Raw genomic sequence first — 19,048 nt, forward strand, 5'->3', positions numbered from 1 at the left:
AAAAATTCCAATCCCCAACGTATGTGTTGCTCTGGGGATTACTTACATTAACACCTTTGAAATGTTGCGTAGATTGAACATTAAACTGCGATAACGGTACCGTAGCCAATAGGCCAAAGTGCTTCACGCTGTAGAAACATTTTACGCCCCCACGACTTCCATCGCATTCCTATTTATCTCTTCGATCACGCCCACTATTTTCAAGGCCTTTTCCATAGCGAATAATTCAGTGATGCTGCCGATGGATTCGAAAGGCTCATCCTGCAGGACGCTTTTATCCAGCATGTGCCCGTTCTTAACCACATAATCAACTATTGTCTTAACAAACCTGATCTGTTTGCTGTCCAGGTTGGTGTCGTTCAAAAATTCAGAGAAGGCTTCATTAGCGGCTTTGGGGTCTAAACCTACCACCTGTCTGACCAGAATAGTCAGCGGGGTGTCCCCAAACTCCCTGGCGTAGTCTTCTCTGCTGCCCATGTCTTTCCACATCAGTTGCTCCAACTCCTGAAAGTCCTGCCTGGTGAGCGGTTTGTTGTTTTTCAGTTTGTAAATAGCGATATGGTCCTGGTTTTCCCTTAGATAGGTATTTACTTTCTTTTTATAATTCTGCAGGGTGGAGGTGGAGTATTCACCTGGTTTCTCACTAATATTCAATATCTCATCGGTGAAATTAGTGTAGTAGATTTTGGTGTTGGCCTTCTCAATGAACTTAACCAGGTCCCGCAAGGCTTCCCTGACCAGTTCATAGTCAAATACATCAGCCTCTTGCCAGAACAAATCCGTCTGTACCTTTAAGACTATCTCCTTCTGGGCTAAAACCTGTGGAATGGTGCCCAGTTTGTTTAACGCCTGGGCTGTCTTGACCACATTATCTTTGGCTTGATTGGCCTGGGCACCAGTCAATTCCGCCAGTTCAATAGTATACATCAAGTAATCAAACCTTTTGGCCAGTTCGTCATCGGCCTTAGGTATGACCAGCGGGGTGATATGCTCCTTGATATTGGCTATATCCAGGCTCTCCAGGTTGACCCAGGCTTCCTCCCGGCTACATTTTTCAATAAACTTAAGGTGCAGCTTGACCCTGAAATTTTCCTGGTTGAGGGTTTTTATATCCTGTATCACCTCGGCTATCAGTTGCTTGCGGTAGCCTATATAATCGGGTGTCTGATAATCAATGTCTTGCAGGGCTTTGATTATATCCACTTTAATGTTGAACAGCTTCTCGCTCAAGCTGGGGGTGAGCTTGATTTCCTTGCCCCGCGGGTTCTCATTGAAAAACTCAAAGTTGCCACAGAAATCAAATATCAGGAAGTTCTCTTTATCCATACCAGTACCGAACAGGTCCTTGCACAGCCGGGTGCCGCGCCCGATCATCTGCCAGAACTTGGCCTTGGAGCGTACCTTCTTAAAGAAAACTAGGTTTACTATTTCCGGGATGTCTATGCCGGTGTCCAGCATATCCACTGAAACCGCTATCTGCGGCATTTTATCCTTATTCGCGAACTTGTCGATCAAATCCAGGGCATAATTGATCTGATTGTCGATTACCCGTGCGAATTCCCCTTTATACTGGGGATAAAGTACATTGAACCGCTCCACTATTCTGATGGCGTGTTTGTGGTTTTTGGCGAAGATTATAGTCTTGCCCAGCTTATCTCCGCCTTCCACTTTGATGCCTTTTTCCATCAAGATATCCAAGACCTTGTCAATGGTGTCATCGTTAAAAAGCCAGGTATTTAGCTTATCGCTGGATATGTATTCGGGCATGTTGTCTTCTTCCAGGAAAGTCTCCTCATAGGCCTCTTTCTCTTCCTCGGAAAGCTCATCATACTTGATGCCCTCTTCCAGGAACTTAAGCTCAGTTTCTACAGTATTGAATGGTACCAAAAAGCCGTTTTCAACCGCTTCCTGCAATTCAAAGGCATAGGTGGGCACATTGTTTTCCAGTTCAAATATGTGGTAGGTGTTTTTATCGATGTCATCTTTGGGGGTAGCGGTGAGGCCGATGGTCATAGCGTCAAAGTAGTCGAATATGGCCTGATACTTCTTATAAATGCTGCGGTGAGCTTCATCGATCACGATCAGATCGAAATGCCCCACAGTAAACAGCTTGTTGCCATCTTTGGCCTTTATCTCATCGATGGCATTCATCATGGTGGGATAAGTGGAAAAAACGATGCGGCTGTCAGGATCGTCCTTGCTTTCCAACAGGCTGCACAAGGATTGATTGGGCAGCAAATTGTTGAAGCTATTTTTAGCCTGCCTGACCAGAGCGGTCCTGTCGGCCAAGAACAGACAATTCTTAACCCATTCGTGGCGGGTTAAAACATCAATTAACGATATAACTGTCCTGGTCTTGCCGCTGCCGGTAGCCATGACCAGGAGAGCTTTGCGGTCACCAGCAGAGAATGCTTCACAAACTGCCTTTATGGCTTCTTTTTGATAATAGCGGTCAGTAATGAGGTTGTTTATCTGTATATTGTCCAACCCGATGCGGCTGGACCTGCGGTTGACTATTAGCTGCAATTCATCTTTGGTATAAAACCCGGCTACCCGTCGTGGAGGATAGGCACAATCATCCCACAAATGGGTCTCAAAGCCATTGGTATAGAAGATTATCGGCCTTTGCTGGAACTTTTCCTGCAGACAATCGGCATATAGCTTGGCCTGCTGCTGGCCTTCATAAGGGTCTTTGCTGGTTCTTTTGGCTTCCACCACCGCCAGGGGTTTGCCGTTATCGGCAAACAGCACATAGTCCACATAGCCGGTTCCGCTGCCAAAGGGCATGCCCTGTACTTCATATTCTTCAATACAATCCTGATCAAATACCCAGCCGGCCTCTTTTAGATCCAGGTCAATATACCTCTTGCGGGTTTCGTATTCGCCGATCTGGTCCACATTAAAGGAGCGCTGTCTTTGATGGCGTTCCCTGACCTGGCGCAGTTCTTCGCGGAGCAACTTATTCTGCTCTACCAGTTCGCTGAGTTTCCTGTCCTTGGCCCCCAGTTGCTCATAGAGGGCTTCCAGATCCTTAGCCTTTATCTGCTGCTCTGCTGCGGCAGGCAATATGGATTCGTCGAATTGCCCGGCGGTATATTCTGGGGAGTAACAGTAATCAATCCAGGACACGAACCGATGCAGGTTGTGCAAAGACAATACGGCTTCTTCGCGCTTTATACGGCTGCTGGTGTGGGCGGCGACATTGCCCAGCTTGACAATGTATTTTATTAAGGGGAACAATTCCGCAGTTATAACATCCCTGAAGGTGCGGTCATGGATCAGGCTGGAGAGGTTGTCCTGATACGGAACCTTCAAATAGCTGTCAAAACTGTAAACCCATCTGACCGCCAGTTCCAGTGCACGGCGCGATAATATAGCCGTAGTGGCCGGACTGACCGCAATGCTCAGTTCAGCCTCCATGCAGGCGTTAGCAAAGCTCTTAAACTTTACATCCTTTTGCAAAAAAGAAAAATTGGAAGCCATACTCATCTCCTGCGATTTAGAACAGTTCCCCCTTAAATGCGTGTTGCATCAAGCTGTTGAAGAAGTGTTCCATTTCGGTGAGGCTTTGTTGCATTTTATATTTCTGAAGTTCTATTGTATCAGCTATTTCCGCGAACTTATCTTGAAAGTCTTTGGGCGGATATAATATCTCTATCGACCTAATCATTGACAGGTTGAGGTTTTTCTGTCTTACTCCTCTCTGGAGTCTTTTGAAATAGTCTCTTCCAATTTGAATAGCGTGGTATACATATATGGTATTAACCAACTCTTTATCCAAATGCGAAAATGCAATTGCTTGGTTGCAGCTGCAAACCACAGTATTAATTGATGATTTGAGTGCAGCTGTATCGTACATACCCAGAAGCAGACTGCCCACATCAACTATCTTAGCAGATGTATTCTGTATAGCGTCTTCAGTTATTCTTTCAAGGCTATCATTTATGTACATACTACCCAACTCACCAGAGGTTAACCAAGGAATATCACCTTTGAAATAATCTTCGTTTTTTCTGGATGGCGTGCCCCCACTTTGCCAATAACCTATATCACCTAATTTGATCGTGGATAGTTTTAAATTATTTTTTTCAGGGTCGCCAAACATATCAATAAACACGCTCTTGATAAGCTCATCCAGCAAAGCAATCTGTTGCTTGCGTTTATCTATCAACTCCTGGGCTTTATCCAGAACCGCAGCTATTTTTCGTTGGGTTTCGAGTGGGGGGAGTGGCATCTGAAGCTTATCTATATGTTCGCTTCGTATATTGTTAATACTTACCCCTTCAGACAAATAAGAAATTGTCTGTCTATAATAAGACGATAAAAAGAAAAACCCCAAATAATTTGCATCAATATTGGAATTAGGTCTTAACACCTTGCAGAATGCACCGAAAGAATATTTCATATCTCCGCTTATCTGCACAGCTTTACCGACCATGTTTTTGCTGCCACTTGATGTTGCTATTAGAATGTCGCCCTTTTTTAGATATTGATTATCCTTTACCCTAGCCTTTTTTACAAATATGAGTTTGTCGAAATTTATCTTATCTCCAATATTATTGGCTCGAAGAATAGGCACCATGCCATCTCTAAATGTTTCACTAGTCTCTTCTGCAGAATAGGATACACCACGAATCTGCTGGATTAGAGTTCCAACATAAGCCAATTTATACTTTGAATTGAGTATGTTACTCATTAATCATCTCACCCAGTTCCAATAATCCAACCTTAATTTCTTCCTCGAGCACTATTAGTAAGTCTATTATCTCTTTAGGCGGAGCATACTCAATCTCTTCCTGTTCAATCACTTTATACTTATTAATCGACAGGTCATATTCATTGGCCACGATTTCGTTTTTGGGGACGAAGAAGGATTGTTCAGTTCGCTGGCGGTCTTGTTCCGCATCCAGATTGTTAAACCTGTTGATTATGTCGGGAATATCATTGTCTTCTATGGGGTTGCGTTTGTCATCCAGCGAAAAGCCATCGGCTTTCATATCGTAAAACCATACCTTATCAGTCCCACCTGCGCCGGTTTTGGTGAAGATAATTATGGCCGTCGAAACCCCGGCATAAGGCTTAAAAACCCCGCTGGGCATAGAGATGACAGCCTCCAGTTTGTGGTTTTCGATGATTTCCTTGCGGATTGCCCGGTGGGCTTTGGAACTGCCGAATAATACCCCATCTGGGACAATAGAAGCACATCGGCCGCCGGTTTTAAGTATTCGCAGGAACAGGGATAGAAACAACAATTCGGTCTTTTTGGTTCTGGTAACCCGCAGAAGATCAGCTGAAACCGCTTCATAGTCCAGTGAACCTTTAAAGGGCGGATTGGTCATCACCAGGGTATATTTACTGGTGTCAGTATTCTGCTCCGATAAGGAATCACGGTAAGCTATGTTGGGGTTGTCGACCCCATGTAGCATCATATTCATGGCCCCGATTCTAAGCATGGTCCTATCCATGTCAAAACCGTGGAACATGTTATTGTTGAAATGATCGCGCAGCTCTTTATCCATGAATAAATCTAGGTGCCTATCGCGCAGATACTCCCCCGCGCAAACCAGAAAGCCAGCCGTTCCTGCTGCCGGATCGGCGATAATATCTTCCGGGGTCGGTTTCATTAGCTCGACAATCATTTTGATAATGTGTCGAGGTGTCCGAAACTGCCCGTTGGTACCGGACTGGGACAGCTTGGATAACAGGTATTCATACAAATCCCCTTTACTATCCCGGTCATCCATAGGCAATGCCGATAAACCGGTAACCACCTTTTCTAGCATTTGTGGAGTGGGGATTATGAAAATGGCATCGGACATGTATTTGGCATAGGCTGATTCCTTATCCCCGTGAAGTCCTTTAATAAAAGGAAACACCTCATCGGCAACTACTTTGTACATTTTCTCCGCAGCCAAATCCTTGAACACACTCCAACGCAAATGCGGCTTATCTTGAGGAAATATACTATCATGTTTTAATCCCAAAACCAGCGATTCCTTTTCCCTCTTCTGATCGGCTTCATCCAGGCCTTTAATAAACAACAGATAAGTGATTTGCTCAATAACCGATAGCGGGTTGGTCACCCCTCCGGTCCAGAAAACCTCCCAAATGCGATCGACTTTGTTCTTGAAATCTCCTGTAACCATTACTGCCTCCTAGAGTGACGATAATAAGCCAGTTATCAGAAATTATACCATTTTAATTTCATAGCTGGAGAATTATGGGGTTTTAATGCGGCTGAACATTAATACGGATAACCATAAAAAACAACAGCCGCCTTAATAAGCGGCTGCTCTATACCCTTGCTTCTTAAAATCAAACATCGGGGAATACGTTCGTATCTACACCCAACTCCTCAACCGGCCTGCCAATAAAGAAAAGCTATCCTTGACTGGGTATCGTCGGGGACGATGCCATCAACAGCGATTTCCCGCAAGTAGTCGAATACTGTACTGGTATACTTCTCAATATTCTCCTTTTCCTCACTGATCGGTCCGAGATGTCCGGCAAAATGGGCGGCGGTATTATTGTTCAGAGGCCATTTCAGCTGTGCCTCAGAATCATAATAGGTCACATAGGGATAGTAACCCGACTTTATCAGATGATCGAAAGACTGGCTCACAGAAGCTTTGCCCCAGTCGGCATCATAAGGGACACCTAATATGCGTTGATATATATCGTTTTTTAGACTGCTGAATTTACGTGCAAAGCAGCAGATAAAACACCAGCCGCGGCTGGCCAGGGACATTTTCGATAAGGACTCCGCAGCGCTGATCCCGGGACAGAGCGAAGCAAAAACGAGATCAAAGGCTTTTTCCATGCGATAATCCTTTAAATCTATGTCTTGCCAGGGGATATTTATAAAACTCACATTATTCAAATGGTTTTGTTCGATATTCTGCCGGGCATATGCAATCATTCTATCGGATATATCCAGCCCCGTTACCGACCGGGCTTTCTGTGCAAACCGCACTGTGAACATGCCCAGTCCGCATCCGATGTCCAGGATGTCCGAGCCGCTGTTATACAGGCCTTGTTGAAGCAGGAAGTCATCGGTGTGTTGGTAGCGAGCTTCATTTTCCTGCCTTGATTCATTGTTGTTTAAATCCTGAGCCCACCGTTCTGATTTGACATTCCAGAACTCTTTGGTATGCATCTCAATATTATTCATCTGCACCCATCACCTGCCTCCTGATTTGTCCTTAGGCCTTATCGCGGTTGATTACCATCATTTCCGCTGATTTCCCAAAAAAGTGGTATCCCGAGCCACCCTCGCTTATAATATCTAATAATTCGTCCGGCCTGGTTACCAGAATCCCGCCCAGTGAGGTTACACCGCGCTGAAAAAAGGCGTCCGGAAGCATGCTGACGGTCGGACCGGTAACCACGATTCGGGCTTCCGGCTTGGCCAAGGCCAATAATCCCGGCAGGGTATCATTGATGAGAGTGGTGCCGGTAATAACTAATAAATCAGCATCGGGGACAAACTCCGCCGCTCGACTGGCTTCAGCAAAATGGGGCATCTCATCCGGTTTCAAGGTGGCCTTGTCCAACTCCAAAATATGAAAATCTGCATTGGCCGCCATCAATCTTCTAATCACCGGAACCAGAGCACCAACCACCACGGTTTTTTGGGACGGATCGATATCAACCATTTCAAACGCGTCCAGTCCTAATTCGAGCTGATATGCTTTGTCCGGCATGCGGTCCCAGCACGAGGCGCTCAATGCGTTCAAGGTGGCTATTCCCAGGGTCTTTTTCATTATGCTATCCTTGAAGATATCCGCTAGATAGGCCTTTACACTTCGACCCGCTAATTTCCCGGGCAAGGGCATAGCTCTGGCCGAAGTGGGGCAGCAGACAGCCTCAGGGATTTCTTTTATGGGGGTGAAACAGAGTCCCCCATGACCATCGCTCAGTTTTACACCCGAAAAAAACAAACCTATTACCGCCCGTTCCACGGTTAGCTTATCCATACCGTCTCCGAGGATTTCACTGACATGATTAATGGTTTCGGATAGTATTTCATTATTAATCGTCGATCCCTCCTTAAAATAGTCTTATCATAGTCAACATTAAGATACTTGATCAGCACTTTCTCGTCCTGCAACGGCCTGGTGTGTTCTCGCCTCATTCGAGGCAGACCGGCATATCTTTACCCCAGCGGAGACCAATGGGCACTCAGTAAGAGCTGGCATTTCAATCATATCTACTCTACCGCCAGGTACCGGTTGTGTGTGCAGTACTGCAAAGAAGTCAATCCATGTGTATAAAAAAAGGCGGTATGCAAAAGAGCAGACCGTCACCTAACGAATTGCATGGTCAATCTTCTTTCCGCAGCGGGAGGCCTCAGTGTTTCCCCTGAAACCCTAACGGTCTGGTCACCATAGCCAATGCCGTAGGCTCTCAAACTCGAAGATGTGTATTATGTTATGAACGACTTCGCGAAATACGTCAAAAATCCTGCCTAAACATCGGGGACGGGGTTGTTGACAATTTTTTGTCAACAACCCCGTCCCTGAGACTACATTATGCTGATAGAATCGCTGGTCTCACCAATGGGTTGATAAACTATGCCGTTTATAGTAACACTTTCGACGGTGAAAGTGTATGATTCTGGAGGAGATTTGGTCTGGTCAGAAGTCAGCACAGCGACTCCGTCCGGGCCGGTAATACCTTTGTCGGCATCAGCAGCGGGGCTGCTCCAGCGTCCTAAGACAGTGGCATCGGCAATCGGAACCCCAGGTTCGCCAACCCTGACTTTGGCCTCGACACGGGTGAAAACGTTCTTGCCAGCCGTTTTAAATTGCGGTGTCAGGTCAATGCTGATATTCACGGTTTTGGTCGCAGCCAATGGCCAATTCAATGCCGAATAAGCATCCACCAGACCCCAACCATAAGTCTTATCCCAGCCGTACTTACCCAGATCCAGGGCGGTCTCCTGCAATGCTCGGCGCACCTGGGAGGGGGTGGTGGCATTGCCCCTGGAAATCAACAGAGCAGCGACTCCGGCTACATGGGCAGAGGACTGAGAGGTTCCAAGATAAGGCCAATAACCGAAATCACTGACATCTCTGGTTAGCGGATTAAAGGTTTGCTGCAGTATTCCATCGCCAACAATGTCACCATTCTCATCGAAAAATACGTATCCGCCTGGAGCCATCAGGTCCAATCCTTTTCCATAGTTGGAGTAATCGGCCGCGGTCTTGTCCGAATAGGTGGCCCCCACCGCGATGACATAGTCATCATAGGCAGCGGGATAGCTGAGCTTGTTGGACCCATCGTTACCGGCAGCCGCGACTATAGTCACTCCTTTGCCATATGCATAGGCCAGGGCGTCTTTTAGCACCGAGGAAGGCTGAGATCCCCCCAGACTGAGATTGATGACCTGGGCGCCCTTATCGGCAGCCCAGCGAATGCCGTTGGCAATATCAGCATAAGTGCCTGAACCATCGCTGTCCAGCACTTTGATAGGCATCAGGGTAGCTCCAAAAGCGATTCCAGCCACTCCTATGCCATTATTGGTACTCTGGGCGATAGTACCGGCTACATGGGTTCCATGACCATTGTCGTCATTGGGGTGGGTATCCTGATTGACAAAATCGTAGCCCCATTCGGAAAAGCGGGTACTGGCCAAATCCGGAGCTTTCACGTATTGCTGGTAGTTTTCATAAGCGATACCGGTGTCAATAACAGCTACCGTCACACCACTGCCGTCAGACAGCTCCCAGGCCTCTTGCATTCTGATGCCTCCCTTGGCCTGATCGCCAAAGTTCCATTGCAGGTCATACAACTCGTCATCGGGGGTAAACAAGGCTTTAGCGTAATAGTTGGGTTCGGCATAAGCCACGTCTGACCTTTGAGAGTATTCCAGTACCTTGCCCAGCACCTTGCCTTTAGGGACCTTCAAGGTTTGGAAGGGCTTTTTATCGTTTTTGAATTTTACGATGATTTCATCGGCAACAAAATCGGTTACAGCTTCTCCAGGAGAATCCATTCCTCTGCTATCGGTGCTAGCAGCGCTGACCGGAATCCCTCCGCAAGCCATCCAAAACATTGCAGCAATTACAACTAAACTGACCAGCCTCTTCAATATAATTCCTCCCTAGTTTGAACTTTGAGTGTACATTGGTGCGATTAGATTATCTCAACTATATTAGTTCGTGTGGTAAATTACAATATTTATAAAACTATTCAGGACCATTGTCTGGTTTTAATGTTTAATTGCTGCAGAATTATTTTGCCAACTTTTTTCAATGAACACGTGCGCTAAACTATATACGCAATGATCAAACTCAGGTGGTGGGTTCAGACATTCCATACAAAAACCTTTCCCTGGTCTGAAATGATATTATTATAAAAATTGGATGAGTGAGGCGGATCATTATGGACCTTAAGTTTAAGTCCATGACGGCTGATTATGGCCTGGAGGTTATGGACATTTTCAACTAACATACAATCTTTCATATTACCTCTGAGAGTTATTTGGCCTACAATAGGTTTTGAGAGGCCAGGAAGTGGGCTTGATGCCATCATTATAATAGGTTTTCAAGGAGCAGGGGGACGTTCTTGTTGCTTCCTTTTTGGAAGGAAGCAACAAGAACGTTCCCCTGCTTCTGCTTGCGTGAGCATTCACAGATTGGTTCGGAACATCATATTCAGATAGTATGGGTTGGGTCTTATTTAATCCCAACCATATACAGCGGAGTTGAAATTCAATTTAATCAGGCATCTATGCGAAAACTCGGGGTATGGTGGCCGCTGAAACCATCGCCGTAAATGGAGGATTTTGTGCCCGGTAAAAAAGCCAGACATCCAGAGGTAAAAAAATCATTTCCCCGCGGTCCTTATTTGTCATGGTCCGAGGATCCAACCACCACCATCACCATAAGTTATGCAAGCAATAAGGCTGAACCTGATTCGATCTACTATGGATGCGGCTCAGAACCGGTTTCGATGGTCAATACTGGACCGGGTACAGAAAAGGTCATTACGCTTCGCGGCTTAAAACCCTCAACCTTGTACTATTATAAAATTGGTTCTGAGGGTGAAAACCATTCTTTCAAAACCGCCCCTGATGTTCCCCAGCCTTTTAACTTTGTGGTTTATGGGGACTATGCACAATTGGGAAATAAACGGACAAAACAGCAGCTGTACAGTGCGATCATGGTGGAAAAACCGGATTTTATCCTATTCCCCGGGGATCTGGTGGCCAATGGCAACCTTCCCAGGGCCTGGAAGCGGGATTTTTTCGACTATATAGAAAATTCCTGGGCCTCCCTCCCCCTTATGGCGGTTCCCGGCAATCACGACGGAACCGGGGTCTTGTTTAAATATTATTTTCACTATCCCCAGAACCGCACCTGGTACACGTTCAATTACTCCAATGCACTATTCCTGGCTGTAAATACGCAGGATAGATATACCGCAGGCAGCCCTCAGTATAGATTTATTGTAAAGACTCTGCGTTCGAATAAAAGCAAATGGAAATTTGTCTATCTTCATAAACCGCCTTATTCTACCAATGCCTGTCATCATAGCAATCTAAAGGTGCGGTCGATACTTTGCCCCATATTTGAACAACACGGGGTTGACGTGGTGTTCTGCGGCCATAACCACGGTTATGAACGCACCCTTCCCATACGGCAAAACCGGGTAGATCAAGAAAAGGGAATAACCTATATTACCAGCGGCGGTGGCGGAGCAATCCTGAAGCCGTTTATCCCTTATAAAAAGTTGACCCGTTGGGAAAAGCAATGGAGCAAGGTGAGAATAAAAGACTATCATTATTTGCGGGTTATGGTGGCGGGAAATACTTTGGCAATAGAAGCAAAAAGCCAGGCAGACAAAATTATAGATCGTTATGAAAAAGTGAAAGGCTGATTACGGCGTTATAGAATATCCCCGATGGTATTGATGCGCAGTATGCGCAGTTTGGTATAGATTGATGCCTTCAATACGGCAATAGTCCCCGGCATCAGCAATCGCTGGAAATGCTTCTCAGCAGCCCGAACGGTCCGGTAATAGGTAATTCTCTCAGGAGGAAAACCAGCCTCTACTGCGCCTTTCAGATATTCCTTGGCCCAAAAGCCCACCGCCAAAACGTGGACAAAATTGCCTCGGGCCAGTTTTTCCCCGATCTGACGGTGCACCTTGCGCGCATACCTTTCTATGTTCCGAGAGGGGCGCTCCATATCGCCGAGAACGAGGACAACCGGGTATTCCTCGGCCAGCTCGATTAATTCTTCAACAAGCAAGCGGGTGGATTCGGGGTTGGCGTTATAATTATCACAGATAAGTGCAGCCCCGTCACTGAGGGGGTAGACCTTCAACCTTCCAGGAATCGGCGTAAAATTGGCCAGGCCTCGTGAAATTTCCTCCGGACTCAATCCCAGTTGCAGGCCAACCGCAGCTGCCGCCAGGGCATTGCCTACATTAAACCTGCCGATAATATTGATAGTGCATGGAAACTGGATTTCACCACAGTGAACCATAAAATGGGTTACAAGTCCTTCTCTTTTTATGTCACTGGCCCAGATATCGCAATCATCCGTAAAACCAAAGCGAATCACCTTACCCTTAAATCGGTGGTAAGGGTACTGCCGGCAGTATCTGTCATATCCGTTGATGATTAAGGTCCCGTCTTTATCCAGATATTGAAGCATCTCCGCCTTGGCCTTGATAATGTTCCTAAGAGACCCCAGCCTGATCCGATGAGCCTCGTGAATGCTGGTCACTACGCCGATATGGGGTCGGATCATCTTTGCTGCAGTGCGAATTATGCCGGGAGATTTCATACCCGATTCCAAGACCGCCACCTCATGAGTACTATTTAAGAGGCATAGATTTCGAGCTATACCCGGGATGGTATTATGATTTTTGCTGCCCACCAGGGTTTTGTATCTTTGCCTGAGCACCGCCCCGATCATTTCTTTCGCAGTTGACTTGCCTGAACTTCCGATCACCTGAATCCTAATTACCTTGTATTTTCTTCTACTGCTGCAGGCCGATGATATGATGGCGGAACGCCTTTGTATTATCCCGATGAGATTCAACTGCCTTTCAGTGGTTTTAAGAAACCTTCGCGCTTCAGAGAACCTTTATTCTTTTTGCATAGTATTCCGAAGGTTAACAAACGGTTCACCAGGTTAATACTTCGCGGTCGCTTCCGCCCTGGCAGACCCCAGTATGATCCTGAAGAATTGTTGAAGCTCTAACTGTTTGGGTATCTTGATCGGGTTAGATCAAACCGCATTCTGCCGTAACCATGACACATGTCTGCTACATAATTTGTTCAATAACTGTTAACTAAATAGTCAGCGGGATGATATTATTAAAAGAGTCGAGTTGTTATGTTTTTCATTTACAAGGCTCTAAATGTAATTAGAAAGGTAAAATGAAAGTAACGCGTGATAAGGAGTTAAGAGGATTATGAAGAAAACCACAACCAACCGTACTGAGGTTGCCAGATCTATGCGCCTGGCCTGCCAGCCTGCTTCCCCCTGAATAGCATCACTTATACTGATATATATCTGACAAGATTAATTGAGGCTCCCTGAAGTCCATAAATAAGGAAATTGGGGGGCGTTATTTATGTTGACAAGAGATGAATTGCAAAAGAGGCTGGACTGCTTTCAGGAAATCTTGAGAGACAAAGAAATTGACGGGGCTCTACTGGTACAACGGGTTGATACTATGTACTTCACAGGTACCGCTCAGGACCTGCACGTATATATACCAAACACCGGCAGACCGGTAATCCTGGCTTACCGGGACCTGGAACGGGCCCAGGCGGAATGCCCCTGGGAGGTCAGGCCGCTTACCGGCACTTCCAAGCTGGTTAAAACCATTGCAGCCGCAGGATTGCCTGTGCCAAAAATTCTAGGCTTGGAATACGATGTGCTTCCGGTGGCGTGTTTCCAGAGGTATAGAAAAGCCTTTGCGGATACTTCATTCATAGATATTTCCTATCCGCTGCGACTGCTCAGGGCGGTTAAATCTGAATGGGAGATCGCCCAAATCACCAGAACCAGCCAGATTTATTCGGGCTTGCTGGAGCATGTATCCACCCTGCTGCGACCGGGTATTACAGAAATCGAACTGGAAAGCCTTCTCGAAGTGAAAGCCCGGCAGCTCGGTCATGAACCCATGATCCGAATGAGGTGTTTTGGCGGCGAGCTTCATTTCGGAGGAGTTGCGGCTGGTCCTCGAGCCGCGCTGCCCACCTACTTTGACGGCCCTACCGGAGGATTGGGGCCTTCATGGGCTCATCCCATAGGCCCTTCACGCAGTCCAATTAAACCCGGTGAGGCCATTGTGATGGACTTTGCCCTGGCCAATAAAGGCTATCATGCCGATGTTACCCGCATGTTGGTTATAGGAGATCTCCCTCAAAAGCTGCAGAATGCCTATTCAACCGCTCTGGAAGTTGAAGAAATGATCCGCCGGGCTCTGGTCCCCGGCCGCACTGCGGGAGAGGTATATGATGAAATCCTGGCCTGGGTTAGGAAAGAGACACCATTTGCCGCCAATTTCATGGGCTTCGGTTCCTCCCAGGTGCGCTTTATCGGACATGGTATTGGTCTGGAGCTCGATGAACTGCCCATAATCTGCCAGGGAGGCAAAGAAATTTTGCAGCCCGGGATGACCGTAGCCGTCGAACCCAAGTTTTTCTTTCCCGGCGAGGGTGTGGTGGGGATAGAAGATGATCTGGTGATTGAGGGAAAGGACGGTGCCCGCTATCTTTCTTCTACACCGCGTGATATCTTAAGGATTGGTCTTTAACCCGACCGAGCGCTTAAATACTTATGTTTCAATGCGGTACTGTGAGTGAGCTTTGCGGTACTGAGCAGTTTTCCACAATGTGGCTATCTCAGAAGATGCTAAAGGGGCATAGTGGGTTATGTGAGCGCGTCTTTCCATGTCAGTATGGTGGTGAATATAGCGCATCATATACCTCCTGATGATTTGATAGTCTGATTCTTTGGCCCAAGCTGCCCATGTACAACTATGGCCTAAAAAGGCCCAGCAGCCTGTACCCGATCTTGCCAAATCCGCTTAATACGCGTAATGGACCGCATACAGAACCAGTTGCCCAATAATATAATTAGGTTTCCAAAAGCGGGATTTGCTTATACCACAGGTGGCTAGGCAGGATTTTCCCCCGGGGCCGATAAAATAGAGCTCTATGCTTTCAAAATGCTTAAATATCTGATGAACATCAACATTGAACTGCATTAATTCATAATAAGTTCTCCCAATTACATTCTTTAATTATAATCCTGGTTGCTGGTATTTCAGATAAGGTGGTAAGGTAATTTCACCGGAAGAATAGAAAACAGCCTGGGCTTATCCGACCCAGGCGGAATGTGAGGCTGCTATTATGCGTATCTCCTTGATGGATGTGCTTTTCCTGATCGCGTTCACCCTGTGGGTGATTACGCTGGACTTCAACGCCCTTACTCATTTACAGATGATCAGTCTGGTTGTTCTCGGGTGCTGGCTCGGTTTTGTTGTCTACCGTCTGTTTCACAGGAAATCTGAATAAATGTAATGTATAACCAGCAGTTGATGCTGGTCGGCAGACAGCGAAAACCTTAAAGCCGGATATAGCGGCATATCCCCCATGACCAGGCTGTTTTAGCCGGCATGTTGGGCTCAACCTGCAGCTCGTCCGGCTCACCTCTGTGAGGAGCCTTTTAGAGCTACTAGTACAACGGCTTAAGGCTGTCTTTAATCTGTTTAAAACGCTTTTCAATGTAATGAGGCTTGTTCTTGAGCATTTCCCAGAAATCGTCCTTATCTCCCTGTGCATAGAACAAGCAGATCAGGGCATCTACTTTGTTAAGGGGCAGACCCGCTTTGGTAAGACTCTGTTGGATGAAGCCGTAATCAGTGCGTTTGCCGTGCTGGAAATCCTCTATAAGAGGGCGGCTGAGCTTTTCCATCATGTCTATATCGGTTTCATCGATATCGAACTTGGCCTGTAGATAATCCGAATAAGGTATTGCCTTGGTTTTCCTGGCGATCTCTAAGACCGTATCAAACATCATTTCGAATTTCTCATCCTTTGTCATCCCCATCAGTAACACCTCCCATGATATGATTTCGTTAATCGATAAGAGTTCTCCTCTTATTACCATTAATATAATAAATCCTAAAAATGGGCAAAAAAATAAGGAGGTCTAGCCTCTCTGTCAGTGTGATTGGTTTACGCGGTGTGCCGAACCCTGAGGCAGTCAAGCTGCTGCAAAAGCCAGGTTCTCAAGCACCGCACCTCCCTGAGGCGCTTTTTCAGCCGCCTCACCTCCCGGAAATTATCGGTTAGGGTGATCTGCTCCTGTAACTCAACAATCTCCGTGATGGCGCATTTGAGTTCCTGCAACAGAGTGGCTCTGTTCACGAACATCACCCCCTACTAGTATAGTATAACACTAATAGCCATTTAATGATTATGTTCCCATAATAAATATGCAACCTTTTGTAGAATTGAATGGCTTGCATTACATTAAAGTCGGTCAACTGTCCAACCAGCACTGACTTGTTATAGCTATTGGCTGAGAGCCAATTTCTCTAGTTCTGTGAGTTTACACCCTTATTCGATCAGAAATGGCAAAAGGGTCAGCACAATCTTGATGCTAACCCTTTTACTTTGGAGCTTTTGGATACAATCCATTACCTCCTATGTTCACTCCAGCTGGAAACACTGTTCTCCTATTCAGGCGGTCAGGCGGTCATTGTCTTCATCGAGCCTGCAGCCTACCCTGCCCTGCCCGATGGTTACCGCCCTGCTCAGCTTTTCAAAGAACCTGCCCCTTGGGAGTGTTTTCGGGAGTTAGGTTCTTTTCAACCCTTCCCCCGTAATTTTAGTTTATACTATAATATATATTGGGTCAATGTTTTCAGAATATTTTGAACTTTTGTGAATGTTTTCTTTTTCCTAATGCCGCAAGTAAAGGAAAGGTGATCCATGTTTAAAAAAATATTAGTCCCAATAGACGGCTCTGATTTTGCCTACCTGGCCGCACAGCGGGCGGTGTTCATGGCAGTGAAGAATGGCGGAATGGTGACTCTGCTGCATGTTATAAATTATGGGCAGGGCAGTCGGGGCAATTACATCAGACCATCTCTTAAAAACGAGCTCATGGACCAATTGGAACATGACGGTAAGCTATTGTTGGATAAAGTATTTACCAACTTGGAGTTGATCCAAGGCGCCGATAAGTATGACAGGATCTCCATCGCCACTGAACTGGCCTGGGGCAATCCCTCCGAGGTCATCGTGGAAAAGGCCAGAAGCGGCGGCTATGACCTGATCGTCATGGGCAGCCGCGGCCTGGGAGCCATAAGTGGCTTACTGTTAGGCAGCGTTAGCGACCGGGTGGTCAAACTGGCTCCTTGTCCGGTTTTGATCGTGCGCGGTGAATGAGTCCTAACGGAAGAATAATAAGCAACTTACACAAACTGACTAATGGGAGGATGATAAAATGTTTAAGAAGATCCTGGTCCCCATAGACGGTTCCAAACATTCAATGATGGCCGCAGTTCAGGCGGTGGACATCGCGGAAAAATACCGCAGCTCTGTTACTTTGCTTCATGTCATCAATATAAGTCAGTTGACCGGACTGGACACCATGCAGGGTCCACCGCTGGTAACCGAAGGCATGGCCGCCAGACTCAATGATGTCGGCCAGAGTATTATCGCCGATACTCTTAAACAAATACCGCCACATAGCGTGACGGTGGATACCGAACTGGTCTGGGGAACCCCCGAGCGGGCCATCATAAGCCAGTTGAACTCAGGAACATATGATCTGGTAGTAATTGGCAGCCGGGGATTGAGTACTTTGGGCGGGATTCTGTTGGGCAGTGTAAGTAGTCGGGTGGTGCAACAGGCCCCCTGTCCGGTGCTGGTTGTCAAATAGCGACTGTATCACAACTGTTTCATTTGTTGGTTATTTAAGAAAATTGTACTTTCATGTCAAATCAGCGGCTATTCATGGCTGTAAAACGGCTGTTCATGCCGATATATTGAATTCTCTCCCATGGTCGTGGTACCCTTTTGCTAACGCAAAAGCCTGATAAAGGGCTATTTTTACCATTGGGAGGGTATATGCTTTGTTCGCTGCCAACCGCCTTACCGATAACTACCCAAACCTAGAGCTAGTCGTATACTATAAGGACAAAACCAAAACAATTAAACACCGCGAGAATGGTCCGGCGGTCACGGCTCTTAAAGCCGACGGCTTTCTGCTGGCTGAACAATGGTATGTCGAAAACCGACTGCATCGTCTGGATGGACCTGCCGCGGTGATTTATTTTCCCGGCCTTAACATGGTGATGCGGGAAGAATACTACCAACTTGGCCTTCTGCACCGCAGCGGATTGCCGGCTGTAACTGTCTATGACCACTGCGGCGAGGTGATAGGTCAGCAATGGTACCAAGAAGGCAGGCTGCACCGTGTCGATGGGCCGGCCTGGATAGAGCGTCAACCGGAGCACCATAGCTACAAGGAAATGTGGTATTTTCAGGGCCAGCTGCATCGCGAAAACGGCCCTGCGGTCAGAGTGCTTGTCGATGGAAAGACGGTCAAACGGAGCTACTACCTTGAAGGGGTTCAAAAGATGACATCTAATTTATAGTCCTCCTCATACTCAAAAAGGCGGCCAGTGGGCCGCCTTTTCTTTCCCGCACTTGCAGCTTCCTCCCACCCCCAATCAACATGGGGACGGTTCGAGATTACTGATAAAGCCCCTCTTTGTCATCCTGAACGCTAGTGAAGGAGCTTGTAACTAACAAAACAAGGAGATTCTTCGGCTATTCATCAGAATGACACCACTCTTTTTCCATCGTTCTCTTGGATGTTTCTCCTGTCCCTTACCATACCCAACCACCTGATCCACAACGGTCAATCACTCCTGTTGTCAGCAGGAATGCCAACCTTTTCCGCGCTTTGATATTGATCACTCTTTTCCCCATCATATATCGAGGGTACCCATTTACGGTCTTATAAGTTACAATTACCTTAAAATAATGTCGAATTTGCCT

16 protein-coding genes and 1 riboswitch are annotated in these 19,048 nt (G+C 46.6%); of the genes, 7 read left to right on the forward strand and 9 right to left on the reverse strand.

Annotated elements, in window-relative coordinates:
- Nucleotides 1-10 precede the first annotated feature (10 nt).
- Entirely contained in the window at nt 11-94 is an 84-nt protein-coding gene (locus AC15IQ_RS10640; protein WP_483179378.1) for a DUF4411 family protein, read from the forward strand.
- A gap of 47 nt (nt 95-141) precedes the next feature.
- Here the strand turns inward: AC15IQ_RS10640 and AC15IQ_RS10645 are convergent, their stop codons facing one another.
- The 6 genes from AC15IQ_RS10645 to AC15IQ_RS10670 form a co-directional block, all read right to left on the reverse strand.
- Nucleotides 142-3,483, reverse strand: a complete 3,342-nt coding sequence (locus AC15IQ_RS10645) for a DEAD/DEAH box helicase family protein (protein ID WP_483179062.1) — start codon at nt 3,481-3,483, stop codon at nt 142-144.
- A gap of 16 nt (nt 3,484-3,499) precedes the next feature.
- Nucleotides 3,500-4,696: a restriction endonuclease subunit S gene (locus AC15IQ_RS10650; protein ID WP_483179063.1), complete on the reverse strand. Its 1,197-nt coding sequence runs from the start codon at nt 4,694-4,696 to the stop codon at nt 3,500-3,502.
- Nucleotides 4,689-6,146 carry a type I restriction-modification system subunit M gene (locus tag AC15IQ_RS10655; protein ID WP_483179065.1) on the reverse strand — a complete coding sequence of 486 codons (1,458 nt, stop codon included), beginning with the start codon at nt 6,144-6,146 and terminating at the stop codon, nt 4,689-4,691. Before AC15IQ_RS10655 ends, AC15IQ_RS10650 begins: the two co-directional genes overlap by 8 nt.
- Nucleotides 6,147-6,355: 209 nt before the next feature.
- Nucleotides 6,356-7,171, reverse strand: coding sequence for a class I SAM-dependent methyltransferase (locus AC15IQ_RS10660; RefSeq protein WP_483179379.1), 816 nt, complete (start codon nt 7,169-7,171; stop codon nt 6,356-6,358).
- Nucleotides 7,172-7,202: 31 nt separating this feature from the next.
- Nucleotides 7,203-8,036, reverse strand: a complete 834-nt coding sequence (locus tag AC15IQ_RS10665; protein WP_483179380.1) for a Rossmann-like domain-containing protein — start codon at nt 8,034-8,036, stop codon at nt 7,203-7,205.
- Between the two features lie 275 nt (nt 8,037-8,311).
- Nucleotides 8,312-8,430: riboswitch (molybdenum cofactor riboswitch) on the reverse strand.
- A 94-nt stretch (nt 8,431-8,524) separates the two neighbouring features.
- Nucleotides 8,525-10,093: a S8 family peptidase gene (locus tag AC15IQ_RS10670; protein ID WP_483179067.1), complete on the reverse strand. Its 1,569-nt coding sequence runs from the start codon at nt 10,091-10,093 to the stop codon at nt 8,525-8,527.
- Nucleotides 10,094-10,791: 698 nt separating this feature from the next.
- Between AC15IQ_RS10670 and AC15IQ_RS10675 the strand changes: the two genes are divergently transcribed.
- On the forward strand, nt 10,792-11,883 hold the full coding sequence (locus tag AC15IQ_RS10675; protein WP_483179068.1) for a purple acid phosphatase family protein: 1,092 nt from the start codon (nt 10,792-10,794) through the stop codon (nt 11,881-11,883).
- An 8-nt stretch (nt 11,884-11,891) separates the two neighbouring features.
- Here AC15IQ_RS10675 and AC15IQ_RS10680 read toward each other — a convergent pair whose 3' ends face one another.
- The gene (locus tag AC15IQ_RS10680) at nt 11,892-12,965 is read right to left on the reverse strand and encodes a UDP-N-acetylmuramoyl-tripeptide--D-alanyl-D-alanine ligase (RefSeq protein WP_483179069.1); all 1,074 of its coding nucleotides are present in this window, start codon (nt 12,963-12,965) and stop codon (nt 11,892-11,894) included.
- 628 nt (nt 12,966-13,593) lie between these two features.
- Between AC15IQ_RS10680 and AC15IQ_RS10685 the strand changes: the two genes are divergently transcribed.
- Together AC15IQ_RS10685 and AC15IQ_RS10690 are read left to right on the forward strand one after the other, a co-directional pair.
- Nucleotides 13,594-14,784: a M24 family metallopeptidase gene (locus tag AC15IQ_RS10685; protein WP_483179070.1), complete on the forward strand. Its 1,191-nt coding sequence runs from the start codon at nt 13,594-13,596 to the stop codon at nt 14,782-14,784.
- A gap of 598 nt (nt 14,785-15,382) precedes the next feature.
- On the forward strand, nt 15,383-15,547 hold the full coding sequence (locus AC15IQ_RS10690; RefSeq protein WP_483179072.1) for a hypothetical protein: 165 nt from the start codon (nt 15,383-15,385) through the stop codon (nt 15,545-15,547).
- A gap of 160 nt (nt 15,548-15,707) precedes the next feature.
- Here AC15IQ_RS10690 and AC15IQ_RS10695 read toward each other — a convergent pair whose 3' ends face one another.
- Both AC15IQ_RS10695 and AC15IQ_RS10700 read right to left on the reverse strand, forming a co-directional pair.
- A complete protein-coding gene (locus AC15IQ_RS10695) occupies nt 15,708-16,082 on the reverse strand; it encodes a hypothetical protein (protein ID WP_483179073.1) in 375 nt (124 codons plus the stop codon).
- A gap of 128 nt (nt 16,083-16,210) precedes the next feature.
- Nucleotides 16,211-16,402: a hypothetical protein gene (locus AC15IQ_RS10700; RefSeq protein WP_483179075.1), complete on the reverse strand. Its 192-nt coding sequence runs from the start codon at nt 16,400-16,402 to the stop codon at nt 16,211-16,213.
- A gap of 567 nt (nt 16,403-16,969) precedes the next feature.
- Here AC15IQ_RS10700 and AC15IQ_RS10705 point away from each other — a divergent pair.
- From AC15IQ_RS10705 to AC15IQ_RS10715, 3 genes are all read left to right on the forward strand, one after another.
- Entirely contained in the window at nt 16,970-17,428 is a 459-nt protein-coding gene (locus tag AC15IQ_RS10705) for a universal stress protein (RefSeq protein ID WP_483179076.1), read from the forward strand.
- 58 nt (nt 17,429-17,486) lie between these two features.
- Nucleotides 17,487-17,924, forward strand: coding sequence for a universal stress protein (locus AC15IQ_RS10710; protein ID WP_483179077.1), 438 nt, complete (start codon nt 17,487-17,489; stop codon nt 17,922-17,924).
- A 193-nt stretch (nt 17,925-18,117) separates the two neighbouring features.
- Nucleotides 18,118-18,642 carry a hypothetical protein gene (locus AC15IQ_RS10715; protein WP_483179078.1) on the forward strand — a complete coding sequence of 175 codons (525 nt, stop codon included), beginning with the start codon at nt 18,118-18,120 and terminating at the stop codon, nt 18,640-18,642.
- The last annotated feature ends 406 nt before the right edge of the window (nt 18,643-19,048 follow it).

Origin of the sequence: Syntrophomonas sp. DTU019 (assembly GCA_913757435.1) — a bacterium.
Lineage (GTDB): Bacteria > Bacillota > Syntrophomonadia > Syntrophomonadales > Syntrophomonadaceae > DTU019.

Excerpts from the sequence above, each read along its gene's own strand:
- AC15IQ_RS10645 (WP_483179062.1), bottom strand. The coding sequence starts at position 3,483 with ATGGCTTCCAATTTTTCTTTTTTGCAAAAGGATGTAAAGTTTAAGAGC.
- AC15IQ_RS10650 (WP_483179063.1), bottom strand. The coding sequence starts at position 4,696 with ATGAGTAACATACTCAATTCAAAGTATAAATTGGCTTATGTTGGAACT.
- AC15IQ_RS10655 (WP_483179065.1), bottom strand. The coding sequence starts at position 6,146 with ATGGTTACAGGAGATTTCAAGAACAAAGTCGATCGCATTTGGGAGGTT.
- AC15IQ_RS10660 (WP_483179379.1), bottom strand. The coding sequence starts at position 7,171 with ATGAATAATATTGAGATGCATACCAAAGAGTTCTGGAATGTCAAATCA.
- AC15IQ_RS10685 (WP_483179070.1), top strand. The coding sequence starts at position 13,594 with ATGTTGACAAGAGATGAATTGCAAAAGAGGCTGGACTGCTTTCAGGAA.
- AC15IQ_RS10690 (WP_483179072.1), top strand. The coding sequence starts at position 15,383 with ATGCGTATCTCCTTGATGGATGTGCTTTTCCTGATCGCGTTCACCCTG.
- AC15IQ_RS10695 (WP_483179073.1), bottom strand. The coding sequence starts at position 16,082 with ATGGGGATGACAAAGGATGAGAAATTCGAAATGATGTTTGATACGGTC.
- AC15IQ_RS10705 (WP_483179076.1), top strand. The coding sequence starts at position 16,970 with ATGTTTAAAAAAATATTAGTCCCAATAGACGGCTCTGATTTTGCCTAC.
- AC15IQ_RS10710 (WP_483179077.1), top strand. The coding sequence starts at position 17,487 with ATGTTTAAGAAGATCCTGGTCCCCATAGACGGTTCCAAACATTCAATG.